Genomic DNA, 12,932 nt, shown 5'->3' on the forward strand with positions numbered 1-12,932 from the left:
TAAGCGGTAACTTATTCAGTCCGTGCTGAGATTACCGCTTCACGGCTCCGTGCTGTAGCGGCGCCCGCGGTGATCTGTGTCGCTCAGGCAAGCCTTGCCGGCCGGGTCTCACCCGCCGCCGCACGACGCCTGCGAACTGCTGGAAGCGTACGCGCCAGGATGGCCAGATCCATCCCCAGCCAGTGATGGTCCACATAGTGGAGATCGAGCAGCTCGCGCTCCTCCCACGGCAGCTCCGAACGGCCGCTGATCTGCCAGAGGCCGGTGAGGCCGGGGCGTACCGACAGCCGTCGGCGGGCCTCCCCCACGCACTCGCGGTGGTCCGGTACGAGGGGGCACGGGCCCACCAGCGACATCTCACCCCGTACGACGTGCAGCAGCAGTGGCAGCGCGGCGAGCGGGCCGGGTGTGCGGAAGGTCAGTATCGGGAAGGGGTGCCCCTCGCGGCCGGCCATGACGCGGCGGCGCAGGACGCCGTCCAGGCCCTGCGGGCGCAGTGCGATCAGCAGGGTGACGGCCGGGAACAGTGGGGAGAGGGCGAGCAGCAGGATCAGTCCGCCGATGAGGTCGAGTGCGCGCTTGGCCGTCATGCTGCCCCACACCCTTTCGTGGGATATTCGGGAGGTATCGGACTCTCTCACGGAGGGGCCCGCCGGGCCCGGGAGCGACGCGCCCCAGGGCCTCCTTTGAGTGAACTCCAGGACGAAGAGTTGAGTCACCCCTGCTCATGTCTGTTGACTCGCGGCTGCCCGTCATGCATCCTTGAGTGAGTTCCACTCAAGTCGGTCAGCTGGAGGAATCGAAATGGCACGTGCGGTCGGCATCGACCTGGGCACGACTAACTCCGTCGTCAGCGTTCTGGAAGGCGGCGAGCCCACCGTCATCACCAACGCCGAGGGCGCCAGGACCACGCCGTCCGTCGTCGCTTTCGCGAAGAACGGCGAGGTGCTCGTCGGCGAGGTCGCCAAGCGTCAGGCGGTCACCAACGTCGACAGGACCATCCGGTCGGTCAAGCGCCACATGGGCACCGACTGGAAGATCGACATCGACGGCAAGAGCTTCAACCCGCAGCAGATGAGCGCCTTCATCCTGCAGAAGCTGAAGCGCGACGCCGAGGCGTACCTGGGCGAGAAGGTCGTCGACGCGGTCATCACCGTCCCGGCGTACTTCAACGACTCCGAGCGTCAGGCGACGAAGGAGGCCGGCGAGATCGCGGGCCTCAACGTCCTGCGCATCGTCAACGAGCCGACCGCCGCCGCCCTGGCGTACGGCCTGGACAAGGACGACCAGACGATCCTCGTCTTCGACCTCGGTGGCGGCACCTTCGACGTGTCCCTCCTGGAGATCGGTGACGGCGTCGTCGAGGTGAAGGCCACCAACGGTGACAACCACCTCGGTGGTGACGACTGGGACCAGCGCGTCGTCGACTACCTGGTGAAGCAGTTCCAGAACGGCCACGGTGTCGACCTGGCCAAGGACAAGATGGCCCTCCAGCGCCTGCGCGAGGCGGCGGAGAAGGCGAAGATCGAACTGTCGTCCTCCACGGAGACCTCGATCAACCTGCCGTACATCACGGCCTCCGCCGAGGGCCCGCTGCACCTGGAGGAGAAGCTCACCCGGGCTCAGTTCCAGCAGCTCACCGCCGACCTGCTCGAGCGCTGCAAGACCCCGTTCCACAACGTCATCAAGGACGCCGGCATCCAGCTCTCCGAGATCGACCACGTCGTTCTCGTCGGTGGCTCCACCCGTATGCCGGCCGTCGCCGAGCTCGTCAAGGAGCTGACCGGTGGCCAGGAGGCCAACAAGGGTGTGAACCCGGACGAGGTCGTCGCCATCGGCGCCGCCCTGCAGGCCGGTGTCCTCAAGGGTGAGGTCAAGGACGTCCTGCTCCTCGACGTGACCCCGCTGTCCCTCGGTATCGAGACCAAGGGCGGCATCATGACCAAGCTGATCGAGCGCAACACGACGATCCCGACGAAGCGTTCGGAGATCTTCACGACGGCCGAGGACAACCAGCCGTCGGTCCAGATCCAGGTCTACCAGGGCGAGCGCGAGATCGCGGCGTACAACAAGAAGCTCGGCATGTTCGAGCTGACCGGTCTGCCGCCGGCCCCGCGTGGTGTCCCGCAGATCGAGGTCGCGTTCGACATCGACGCCAACGGCATCATGCACGTGACCGCGAAGGACCTCGGCACGGGCAAGGAGCAGAAGATGACCGTCACCGGCGGCTCCTCGCTGCCGAAGGACGAGGTCGACCGGATGCGCCAGGAGGCCGAGCAGTACGCGGACGAGGACCACCGTCGCCGCGAGGCCGCCGAGTCCCGCAACCAGGGCGAGCAGCTCGTCTACCAGACGGAGAAGTTCCTCAAGGACAACGAGGACAAGGTCCCGGGTGAGGTCAAGACCGAGGTCGAGACCGCCGTCGCCGAGCTGAAGGAGAAGCTCAAGGGCGACGACACCGCGGAGATCCGCACCGCCACCGAGAAGGTCGCGGCCGTCTCCCAGAAGCTCGGCCAGGCGATGTACGCCGACGCTCAGGCGGCCCAGGCCGCCGGCGGCGAGGCCCCGCACACCGAGGCCAAGGCCGATGACGACGTCGTGGACGCCGAGATCGTCGACGACGAGAAGCCGAACGACGCGAAGGGTGGCGCTGCCTGATGACGGAGGAGACCCCGGGCTTCGAGGAGAAGCCCGACGTCCCCTCCGGCGCCGAACCTGACGACGCCGCCGAAGCCGCCGAGACCCCCTCCACGGAGGAGGGCCCGGCGGCCCCGGCCGGGGACGTAAGCCAGACGGCCGGTCTGACGGCCCAGCTGGACCAGCTCCGCAGCGCGCTCTCCGAGCGCACCGCGGACCTCCAGCGGCTCCAGGCCGAGTACCAGAACTACCGCCGCCGCGTCGAGCGGGACCGGGTCACGGTCAAGGAGATCGCCGTCGCGACCCTCCTGACCGAGCTCCTGCCGGTGCTCGACGACGTCGGCAGGGCCCGGGAGCACGGTGAACTCGTGGGCGGGTTCAAGTCGGTGGCCGAATCGCTGGAGACCGTCGTCGCCAAGATGGGACTGCAGCAGTTCGGCAAGGAGGGCGAGCCCTTCGACCCGACGATCCACGAGGCCCTGATGCACTCGTACGCGCCGGACGTCACCGAGACGACCTGCGTGGCGATTCTGCAGCCGGGGTATCGCATCGGCGAGCGGACCATCAGGCCCGCCCGCGTGGCCGTGGCCGAGCCCCAGCCCGGGGCGGCGCCGGCCGCGAAGGAAGAGAAGTCGGCCGACGAGGAGAGCGGTGCCCCCGAGGAGGGGTGACGCAATGATCGTCCGGGAGGAGGGACGTCGATGAGCACGAAGGACTTCGTCGAGAAGGACTACTACAAGGTTCTCGGCGTCCCCAAGGACGCCACCGAGGCCGAGATCAAGAAGGCGTACCGGAAGCTCGCCCGCGAGAACCACCCGGACGCCAACAAGGGCGACGCGAGCGCCGAGGCGCGGTTCAAGGAGATCTCCGAGGCGAACGACATCCTCGGTGACCCCAAGAAGCGCAAGGAGTACGACGACGCTCGCGCGCTCTTCGGCAACGGCGGCTTCCGGGCCGGACCGGGCGGTGCGGGCGGCACGTTCAACTTCGACCTGGGCGACCTCTTCGGGGGCGCCCAGGGTCCCGGCGGCGCGGGCGGGGCGGGCGGCTTCGGCGGCGGCCTCGGCGACGTGTTCGGCGGGCTGTTCAACCGGGGCGCGGGCGGTGGTCCGGGAACGCGGACGCAGCCGCGCCGCGGCCAGGACATCGAGTCCGAGGTGACGCTCAGCTTCACCGAGGCCATCGAGGGCGCGACCGTTCCCCTGCGGATGTCCTCGCAGGCGCCCTGCAAGGCGTGTTCGGGCACCGGCGACAAGAACGGCACGCCCCGGGTGTGTCCGACCTGTGTCGGCACCGGCCAGGTCTCGCGCGGCGGCAGCGGTTCGTTCTCGCTCACCGACCCGTGCGTGGACTGCAAGGGCCGCGGCCTGATCGCCGAGACCCCCTGTGAGGTCTGCAAGGGCAGCGGGCGGGCCAAGTCCTCCCGCACCATGCAGGTCCGTATCCCGGCGGGCGTCTCCGACAGCCAGCGGATCCGGCTGCGCGGCAAGGGCGCTCCGGGCGAGCGCGGCGGCCAGGCGGGCGACCTGTACGTCGTCGTCCACGTCGACACCCACCCGGTCTTCGGCCGCAGGGACGACAATCTGACCGTCACCGTGCCCGTCACCTTCGCCGAGGCGGCGCTCGGCGGCGAGGTCAAGGTGCCGACCCTCGGCGGTCCGCCGGTGACACTGAAGCTTCCCGCCGGCACCCCGAACGGCCGGACGATGCGCGCCCGCGGCAAGGGCGCCGTCCGCAAGGACGGCACGCGCGGCGACCTGCTGGTGACGGTCGAGGTCGCGGTGCCCACGGAGCTGGACGACAAGGCCCGCGAGGCGCTCGAGACCTACCGCGAGGCGACGGCGGGCGAGGACCCCAGGGCAGAGCTGTTCCAGGCGGCGAAGGGAGCTTGACGCGATGGACCGACCAGGACGTAGCCGTAACCCCTACGAGCTGACCGACGAGAGCCCGGTGTACGTCATCTCGGTGGCGGCCCAGCTCTCGGGCCTGCACCCGCAGACCCTCCGGCAGTACGACCGTCTCGGCCTGGTCTCTCCCGACCGCACGGCCGGGCGGGGCCGGCGCTACTCGGCCCGCGACATCGAACTGCTGCGCACGGTCCAGCAGTTGTCGCAGGACGAGGGCATCAACCTGGCCGGCATCAAGCGCATCATCGAGCTGGAGAACCAGGTCGCGGCGCTGCAGGCCAGGGTCGCGGAGCTGTCGGCGGCCCTGGACGGCGCTGCCATGGCGATGCAGCAGCGGGAGGCGCAGGTGCATGCCTCGTACCGGCGCGACCTGGTGCCGTACCAGGATGTGCAGCAGGCGAGCGCCCTGGTGGTCTGGCGGCCCAAGCGTCCCGAGTGACCTGAAGCCGTGTGACCTGAAGCGGCGTGAAGGCCCCCTCCCTCCGGAGGGGGCCTTCACGCTCTTCGGATCACGGGATCAGTTCGCTCACGATGTCCCCGACCGTCTCGAACCAGGGTGCGGCGCCGGTGCCGAACGCGGCGGCCAGCGCGGTGCCGACGGCGATGTCCCGGGGGGAGGCGCCGACGGCCCAGTCGGCGTCGACCCGGCCGTTCCCGGTGGACGACAGCGCGCCGATCCGGCGCCCGTCACGGGTCAGCCGGCTCCTGTCGTACGCGTAGGGCATCAGGCGGTAGCGGGTCCCCTGGACCCGCGCGTCGACCCGGTACGAACGGCGCAGCAGCCGCCCCCGGGCGGGCCGGATGCGGGCGGGCGCGCCGTCGACGGTGAGGGTGAGCTGCGCGGGGCGGCGGGTCCCGATGGGGACGAGCCGGTTCACCGTGGCCCCCGTCGCCCGTACGAGCTCCACGGTGGGCATCCCGTACCCGGACACCCGCAGGGTCCCGGCGGGCCCGTCCAGGTCGATCTGTGCGTACATCCTCAGCGCCCCCGGGTCCTCAGCCGTCCTGGTCCAGGATTCCCGACTGGGCGATCAGGTAGCCGAGCTGCGCCCGGCTGCCGCTGCCCAGCGCGGCGGCGAGTTTGGCTATGTGGGCGCGACAGGTGCGGACGTTCATGCCGAGGCGGCGGGCGATGGCCTCGTCGACGTGGCCCTCGACGAGGAGTTTGGCGATCGAGCGCTGCACCCCGCCGATCCCGTCCACGGACGGGCTGTACGGGATCTCGTCCTCCCACGGCACGCCGTGGAGCCAGAACTGGTCGAAGACGCCGACGAGGTACTGGACGAGCCCTTCGTGCCGCAGTTCGAGGGCGACCCGCCGGTCCCGGCGCGCCGGCACGAAGGCGATCTTGCGGTCGACGATGATCAGCCGGTCGATGATCTCCTCGAGTGTGCGCACCTCCAGTCCGTAGGGGGCGATCCGCTCGACGTACCCCATGGTCGCGGAGTGGTGCCGGGCGGTGTGCTGGTAGAGCGTGCGCATCCGGATGCCCCGGTCGAGCAGCGGCTCCACGCGGCGCAGTCCGGCCTGCACCACCTCGGGCTTGCGGCCGCTGCCCGGCTGGATGGTGAGCAGTTCCTCGGTGCACTCGTTGATGACGCGGTCGAGGGTGGCGTTGATGAGGCTGAGGCCTTCGAGGACGGTGATCGCCTGGGTCGCGGAGGGGTCCGGGGCGTTGATCGTCATGAATGGCTCGAACGTGTCCGCCAGGGAGATGGCGAGCTGCCGGCGCTGCTGGATCTCCCTCTCGATGGGGTGTATGAGCTTGTTCAGCGCGATGGACGGCGGTATCGGCCGCAGCCACTGGGAATCGTCCGGATCCGGGTGCAGCAGGGCCAGTTCGATCAGGCACGGGACGGATTCCACCTCCGCGCGGGAGATCCGGCCGGCCCGCAGCGCGGTCGCGTACAGACGCCTTCCGGCGTCGCACAGCTCGCCCGGACCGTGCCCGGCGTCCGTATCGCCCTGTTCCGGCTCCATTTGCACCCCCCTCAGGGTCCTGAATTACAGGAACATGATGCCTGGCACCGCTGGTGGAAGGGTTCGGAGTGAGCCATCGTCTTATTCGCGGGGGAGGAGGTAATGATCAAAAGAGGTGGAGATCGGCCATGACCAGGATGGTTCGTGCACTTGGCGCCATAGCTTTCGCTGCAGCGGCTGCTCTTGGCGCTCTCGCCGCCAACGGCGAGCCGACGTGGGACACGCCGCCGGCGAACAACGTTGTCGCGGCTCCCGGCGAGCCGACGTGGGACTTCGTGAAGACGGTCGCGGGTGAGCCCACGTGGGACCTCGCTCCGACGGCCGTGGGCGAGCCCACGTGGGACTCCGGCACGACCGGCGAGCGTGAGCCGACATGGGACTCTGCCCCGGCGGGCGCGGGCGCATGACCGTGCCGCCGGACGACCGGGTCTTCCGGCGAGAGATGGCCTCGGCCTATCGATCCGGGTGGCATTTCATCGATCTCGTCACGGCCATCCCCCACCGTGGTGATTCGTTGATGGTCACCCTCTTCGGAGAACCGATCGTCGTCGCTCGTGAGCAGGACGAGGACGTTCGCGCCTACCGGTGCCTGCGGCGGCCTCGAGGAGCTCCGCAGCCCGTTCGCTGTGCCATCCGGTACGGCATGATTTTCGTCAATCTCGATCAGCGGGACCACCAGCTGGTCGAGTCCGAGACCACCACCGCCACCCCCCGCAGTGCCTGAGCGGTTCCCCCGTCGTTGTAGATCGCTCAGGTGCTTCCCCCACACAGCGGCGCCATCGCGGACCTGAAACGCGATGGCGCCGCTGTGCTCCCCGAAGGTGTGCGTCCGCTACGCCCGGCCCATCGCCCGCGTGAGCGCGATCTCGATGACCACCCGGTCCGGGTTCGGCGCCGGCGTGCGGCCGTAGCGGGCCGCGTAACGCTCCACCGCGTCCGCGACGACCTCACCCTCCGTGCGGATGCGCGCGACGCCCTCCAGGGTCGCCCAGCGGCCCTTGTCCACCTGGCAGACGGCCACCCGCGCCCCCTCCGGGCCCGCCGCCAGTACGTTGGCGACCTTGTGGCTGTGCTTGTTGGTGATGACCCGCGCCAGGCCGTTCTCCGGGTCGTACGTCACCCCCACCGCCACCACGTGCGGCGTACCGTCCGCGCGCGGGGTCGTCAGGGTGCACATGTGGTACTCGCGCCAGAAGCTGAGATACGCGTCGTCCGGGTTCCTCGGGTCAGTCGCCATGCCGCGACCTTATCCTTGAGTGGAATAGACTCAACTTTGTGTGGGTTGGACGAGTCAGCCAAGGGCAGGACGACGACAGGAGGAGACACCGCACGTGGACGCCGAACTGACCAACAGGAGCCGGGACGCCCTCAACACGGCCACCAGCCGCGCCGTGTCCGACGGCCATCCCGACCTCACGCCCGCGCATCTGCTGCTCGCGCTGCTCTCGGGACAGGACAACGAGAACATCATCGACCTGCTCGCCGCCGCCGAGGCCGACCAGGCCGCTGTACGGTCCGGTGCGGAGCGGCTGCTCGCCGCCCAGCCCAGCGTGACCGGTTCCACGGTCGCGCCGCCGCAGCCCAACCGTGAGCTGCTCGCCGTCGTCGCCGACGCCGACGAGCGAGCCAAGCAGCTCGGGGACGACTATCTGTCCACCGAACACCTGCTCATCGGGATCGCGGCGAAGGGCGGAGCGGCGGGCGAGGTGCTGGCCCGGCAGGGGGCGAGCGCCGCCAAGCTCCTGGACGCGTTCGAGAAGGCAAGGGGAGGGCGCCGGGTGACCACACCCGACCCGGAGGGTCAGTACAAGGCGCTGGAGAAGTTCGGTACGGACTTCACGGCGGCCGCGCGCGAGGGAAAGCTGGACCCCGTCATCGGGCGCGACCAGGAGATCCGGCGCGTCGTCCAGGTGCTGTCCCGCCGCACCAAGAACAACCCGGTCCTCATCGGAGAGCCCGGCGTCGGCAAGACCGCCGTCGTCGAGGGCCTCGCCCAGCGGATCGTGAAGGGCGACGTGCCCGAGTCGCTGAAGAACAAGCGCCTCGTCTCGCTCGACCTCGGCGCGATGGTCGCCGGCGCGAAGTACCGCGGCGAGTTCGAGGAGCGCCTGAAGACCGTCCTGTCCGAGATCAAGGCGAGCGACGGGCAGATCATCACCTTCATCGACGAGCTGCACACCGTCGTCGGCGCGGGCGCCGGCGGCGACTCCGCCATGGACGCCGGCAACATGCTCAAGCCCATGCTGGCCCGCGGCGAGCTGCGCATGGTCGGCGCGACCACCCTCGACGAGTACCGCGAGCGGATCGAGAAGGACCCCGCCCTGGAGCGCCGCTTCCAGCAGGTCCTCGTCGCCGAGCCGTCCGTCGAGGACACCATCGCGATCCTGCGCGGACTCAAGGGCCGGTACGAGGCCCACCACAAGGTCCAGATCGCCGACTCCGCGCTCGTGGCCGCGGCCACCCTCTCGGACCGGTACATCACCTCCCGCTTCCTCCCCGACAAGGCCATCGACCTCGTCGACGAGGCCGCCTCCCGCCTCCGGATGGAGATCGACTCCTCGCCGCTCGAGATCGACGAGCTGCAGCGGTCCGTCGACCGGCTGCGCATGGAGGAGCTCGCGCTCAAGAACGAGACCGACGCGGCGAGCAGGCAGCGGCTGGAGAAGCTGCGGCGCGACCTCGCCGACCGCGAGGAGGAGCTGCGCGGCCTGACCGCCCGCTGGGAGAAGGAGAAGCAGTCCCTCAACCGCGTCGGCGAGCTCAAGGAGCGCCTCGACGAGCTGCGCGGCCGGGCCGAGCGCGCCCAGCGCGACGGCGACTTCGACACCGCCTCCAAGCTCCTCTACGGCGAGATCCCGGCCCTGGAGCGGGAGCTGGCGGAGGCCTCCGAGGCCGAGCAGGAGGTCGCGCGGGACACCATGGTCAAGGAGGAGGTCGGCCCCGACGACATCGCCGACGTGGTGGGCTCCTGGACGGGAATCCCGGCCGGCCGCCTCCTGGAGGGCGAGACGCAGAAGCTGCTGCGCATGGAGGAGGAGCTCGGGCGGCGCCTGGTCGGCCAGACCGAGGCCGTCCAGGCCGTCTCCGACGCCGTGCGGCGGACCCGGGCCGGCATCGCCGACCCCGACCGTCCCACCGGCTCCTTCCTCTTCCTCGGCCCCACCGGTGTCGGCAAGACCGAGCTGGCGAAGGCGCTCGCGGACTTCCTCTTCGACGACGAGCGGGCCATGGTCCGTATCGACATGTCGGAGTACGGCGAGAAGCACTCCGTCGCCCGGCTGGTCGGCGCCCCGCCCGGCTACGTCGGGTACGAGGAGGGCGGCCAGCTGACGGAGGCGGTCCGCCGCCGCCCGTACAGCGTGGTCCTGCTCGACGAGGTGGAGAAGGCTCACCCGGAGGTCTTCGACATCCTGCTCCAGGTCCTCGACGACGGCCGGCTGACCGACGGCCAGGGACGGACGGTGGACTTCCGCAACACCATCCTGATCCTGACGTCCAACCTCGGCAGCCAGTACCTCGTCGACCCGCTGACCTCGGAGGAGCAGAAGAAGCAGCAGGTCATGGACGTCGTACGGGCCTCCTTCAAGCCGGAGTTCCTCAACCGGCTCGACGACCTGGTGGTCTTCTCGGCGCTCGGCGAGGAGCAGCTGGGCCGGATCGCGCGGCTCCAGATCGACCGGCTCGCGGCGCGCCTGGCCGAACGCCGGCTCACCCTCGACGTCACCCCGGACGCGCTGCGGTGGCTGGCCGAGGAGGGCAACGACCCGGCCTACGGTGCCCGGCCGCTGCGCCGCCTGATCCAGACGGCGATCGGCGACCGGCTCGCGAAGGAGATCCTCGCGGGCGAGGTCGTGGACGGCGACACGGTACGGGTGGACCGGTTCGAGGACGGCCTGATCGTGGGCCCGGCGCGGTAGGCGCGACGTTCCGGGTCAGGTGTTGAAGGCCCTGAGACGTACGAGGGCGGTCTCGCCCTCGTACGTCACCTTCACGTCGACCCCGACCGGGCCGTGCGGCTCGACCGCCTGGCCGTACTGCACGTTCAGACACAGGTCGGCCTCGCAGAACTCCTGCTTGTCCGGTTCCGTGCCCGGGTAGGTCCCGGCGAGCCAGCCGGCGACCTCGGCGCGCGGCATCCGGAAATCGGCCGTGACGTAGGTGTCCAGCCAGCTCGCCGTCGCGCACCGGGGCTCCCGCGCGCTCTTCGGCAGGGTCGCCTGGGCCCACTTCATCGCCTGTGCGCAGTCCACGGGCTTCGGATCGCCCGCCTGGCCGAACGCGATCGCACCCCACACCAACAGGGCGAGCGGGCCGCCGCAGACCACCGTCACCAGTACCGACACCCAGATCCAGGTGCGCAGGCGCGGCTTCACCGGTTTCGGATTCTCCCCCATAGGCATCAGATCTTGTCAGCCCGCAGCGGATCGCGGCAGACGGGGCTTGCCATGGACCGCCCGGCATGGGAGAGGATGGCGGCAACCGTACGAAGGGATATTCACGGTGAGCATCGACCCGTCCTCGATTCCGAATTTCGGGGGCCAGCCCCAGCCTCAGGCCGCAGGACCGGCGGGCCCCGTCGTCCCCGACCAGGACCTGGTCAAGCAGCTCCTGGACCAGATGGAGCTGAAGTACGTCGTCGACGACGAGGGTGACCTCGCGGCGCCGTGGGAGGAATTCCGGACGTACTTCATGTTCCGCGGCGACGAGGACCAGCGGGTCTTCTCGGTGCGGACGTTCTACGACCGCCCCCACTCGGCCGACGACCGCGTCAAGATCCTCGACGCGATCGACGACTGGAACCGCCGCACCCTGTGGCCCAAGGTCTACACGCACCTGCACGAGGAGGAGGACGGCTCGGCCACCCTCCGCCTCATCGGCGAGGCGCAGATGCTGATCGGCACCGGCGTCGCCCTGGAGCACTTCGTGTCCTCCACGGTCAGCTGGGTCCGCGCCTCGATCGAGTTCGACAAGTGGCTCGTGGAGCAGTTCGGCCTCCAGTCCCCCGAGGACAAGGAGTCCGGCGAGTCCGGCGAGTAGACGGACCCCTCGGTCACAGGGCCATGCGCGCGAGCGTCAGCGCGTACACCCCGTAGCTGAACGAGAGCCCGGCCAGGGCCGCGATCACCACGATCGCAGCCCTCGGCCGGGCTCTCGTCAATGCCAGGGCCAGCGGCAGCAGCAGGGGGAACGCGGGCAGCAGGAAGCGCGGCTTGGACTCGAAGAAGCCGGAGCCGAAGACCGTGATGACGACGAGCACGCCCGTGTAGACCAGGACCGGCAGCGGGGGCCGTTCCACGAGCGCGAGCAGCGCGAAGAGCAGGACGCCGGCCGCCGTGATCACCAGCGCCATCACGAAGCCGAACTGCGTCGGCCCCCTGAGCATCTCCCGTACGAAGCGCAGCGCGCCGATCCCGAAGTCGAACCGCGAGGTCCAGCCGTCCTGGACGGCGAAGTAGCCGCCGACGAGATCGCCGCGCCGGGCGCCGACCCACAGCAGGTACGAGAGCCAGCCGACCGGCGCGAGCGCCGCACCCGCCCACACCCGCCACGGCGCACTCCTGTCGCGCCACAGCTCGCACGCCGCCGCCACGAGGACCGCCGCGGCGATGGCGATGCCGTTGGGCCGCGAGAGCCCGGCCAGGGCGGCCAGGGTGCCCGCCCACAGCCACCGGCCGGTGAGGAGCGCGTACAGCGACCAGGCGGCGAATGCGGTCATCAGCGGCTCGGTGTACGCCATGGTCAGCACGATCGAGTGCGGCAGCAGGCCCCAGAGCAGCACGAGGAGGACCGCGGCGGGCCGCCCGTACAAACGCTCCCCGACCAGGTAGATCCCCCACGCCGCCGCGCCCGCCGCGAGCCAGGACAGGAGCAGCCCGGCGGTGCCGCCGGTGACCGGCAGGACGGTGGTGACGGCCCGGACAAGGCCCGGGTAGAGCGGGAAGAAGGCCAGATCGGACTGGACGACGCCATCGGGCCAGTGGAGCGTGCGGCCGTAGCCGTGCGCGGCGATCCGGGTGTACCAGTCGGAGTCCCAGGACTTCGCGAGCAGCGCACGCGGCGAGCGCCCGATGTGCCAGGACCAGAGCGCGAGCACGAGCATCCCGGTCAGCCGGGCGGCGGCGAAGAGCCCGAGCGCGGGAGCGGCCCGGTGCAGCGAGGCCCGCCAGCGGGGGACGCTCCGGGCACCGGCGGACGTCGGCCGGTCGAGAGTCTCGGCGGACAGGGTGCACCTCCGTGCGCGGGAATCAGGTCGGCCCGACAAATCGGTCTACCCGACTATCACCGGGGCGCGCGGGGGGCGCGCGCGAGCGGTGGGCCCAACCGGGTGGAACATTCCGGGGTGGGGGCGGCGCGTGCGTGGCGCCGTGACAGCGGAGGCCCAGGTCCGGTGCACTCCCGCACGGTGGT

At 70.3% G+C, this 12,932-nt stretch carries 13 protein-coding genes; 7 read left to right on the forward strand and 6 right to left on the reverse strand.

All coding sequences use genetic code 11. The features are described 5' to 3' along the window. Positions 1–83: 83 nt before the first annotated feature. Positions 84–590: a sugar transferase gene (locus IE136_RS05360; RefSeq protein ID WP_189599668.1), complete on the reverse strand. Its 507-nt coding sequence runs from the start codon at positions 588–590 to the stop codon at positions 84–86. A gap of 214 nt (positions 591–804) precedes the next feature. Between IE136_RS05360 and dnaK the strand changes: the two genes are divergently transcribed. Genes dnaK through IE136_RS05380 form a run of 4 tightly spaced genes read left to right on the forward strand, consistent with a single transcriptional unit; the run spans position 805 to position 4,983 of the window. Next, entirely contained in the window at positions 805–2,658 is a 1,854-nt protein-coding gene (dnaK, locus tag IE136_RS05365) for a molecular chaperone DnaK (protein ID WP_158988397.1), read from the forward strand. After that, on the forward strand, positions 2,658–3,308 hold the full coding sequence (grpE, locus tag IE136_RS05370; protein WP_158988396.1) for a nucleotide exchange factor GrpE: 651 nt from the start codon (positions 2,658–2,660) through the stop codon (positions 3,306–3,308). The genes dnaK and grpE overlap by 1 nt, the downstream gene beginning before the upstream one ends. Positions 3,309–3,338: 30 nt before the next feature. After that, the gene (gene dnaJ, locus IE136_RS05375) at positions 3,339–4,529 is read left to right on the forward strand and encodes a molecular chaperone DnaJ (protein ID WP_158988395.1); all 1,191 of its coding nucleotides are present in this window, start codon (positions 3,339–3,341) and stop codon (positions 4,527–4,529) included. Between the two features lie 4 nt (positions 4,530–4,533). Beyond that, the gene (locus tag IE136_RS05380) at positions 4,534–4,983 is read left to right on the forward strand and encodes a heat shock protein transcriptional repressor HspR (RefSeq protein WP_158988394.1); all 450 of its coding nucleotides are present in this window, start codon (positions 4,534–4,536) and stop codon (positions 4,981–4,983) included. 70 nt (positions 4,984–5,053) lie between these two features. Here IE136_RS05380 and IE136_RS05385 read toward each other — a convergent pair whose 3' ends face one another. Together IE136_RS05385 and IE136_RS05390 are read right to left on the reverse strand one after the other, a co-directional pair. Further along, entirely contained in the window at positions 5,054–5,521 is a 468-nt protein-coding gene (locus tag IE136_RS05385; protein WP_189599669.1) for a hypothetical protein, read from the reverse strand. A gap of 19 nt (positions 5,522–5,540) precedes the next feature. Continuing rightward, on the reverse strand, positions 5,541–6,524 hold the full coding sequence (locus IE136_RS05390; protein WP_189599670.1) for a helix-turn-helix transcriptional regulator: 984 nt from the start codon (positions 6,522–6,524) through the stop codon (positions 5,541–5,543). A 403-nt stretch (positions 6,525–6,927) separates the two neighbouring features. Here IE136_RS05390 and IE136_RS05395 point away from each other — a divergent pair, with 403 nt between their 5' ends. Further along, complete coding sequence (locus tag IE136_RS05395) at positions 6,928–7,248, forward strand: Rieske (2Fe-2S) protein (protein WP_158988392.1); 321 nt, start codon at positions 6,928–6,930, stop codon at positions 7,246–7,248. 108 nt (positions 7,249–7,356) lie between these two features. Here IE136_RS05395 and IE136_RS05400 read toward each other — a convergent pair whose 3' ends face one another. Further along, complete coding sequence (locus IE136_RS05400) at positions 7,357–7,761, reverse strand: pyridoxamine 5'-phosphate oxidase family protein (protein WP_158988391.1); 405 nt, start codon at positions 7,759–7,761, stop codon at positions 7,357–7,359. 94 nt (positions 7,762–7,855) lie between these two features. Between IE136_RS05400 and clpB the strand changes: the two genes are divergently transcribed. Further along, on the forward strand, positions 7,856–10,441 hold the full coding sequence (clpB, locus tag IE136_RS05405) for an ATP-dependent chaperone ClpB (RefSeq protein WP_189599671.1): 2,586 nt from the start codon (positions 7,856–7,858) through the stop codon (positions 10,439–10,441). Between the two features lie 15 nt (positions 10,442–10,456). On the opposite strand, the gene IE136_RS05410 is transcribed toward clpB, so the two are convergent. Beyond that, positions 10,457–10,918 carry a hypothetical protein gene (locus IE136_RS05410; protein ID WP_189599672.1) on the reverse strand — a complete coding sequence of 154 codons (462 nt, stop codon included), beginning with the start codon at positions 10,916–10,918 and terminating at the stop codon, positions 10,457–10,459. Positions 10,919–11,024: 106 nt separating this feature from the next. Here IE136_RS05410 and IE136_RS05415 point away from each other — a divergent pair, with 106 nt between their 5' ends. Beyond that, a complete protein-coding gene (locus tag IE136_RS05415; protein WP_158988388.1) occupies positions 11,025–11,561 on the forward strand; it encodes a YbjN domain-containing protein in 537 nt (178 codons plus the stop codon). A gap of 13 nt (positions 11,562–11,574) precedes the next feature. Here IE136_RS05415 and IE136_RS05420 read toward each other — a convergent pair whose 3' ends face one another. Beyond that, entirely contained in the window at positions 11,575–12,747 is a 1,173-nt protein-coding gene (locus IE136_RS05420) for a putative hexosyltransferase (protein WP_373309015.1), read from the reverse strand. Positions 12,748–12,932: the final 185 nt, after the last annotated feature.

Source organism: Streptomyces lateritius, assembly GCF_014649715.1.
Taxonomy (GTDB): Bacteria; Actinomycetota; Actinomycetes; order Streptomycetales; family Streptomycetaceae; genus Streptomyces; species Streptomyces lateritius.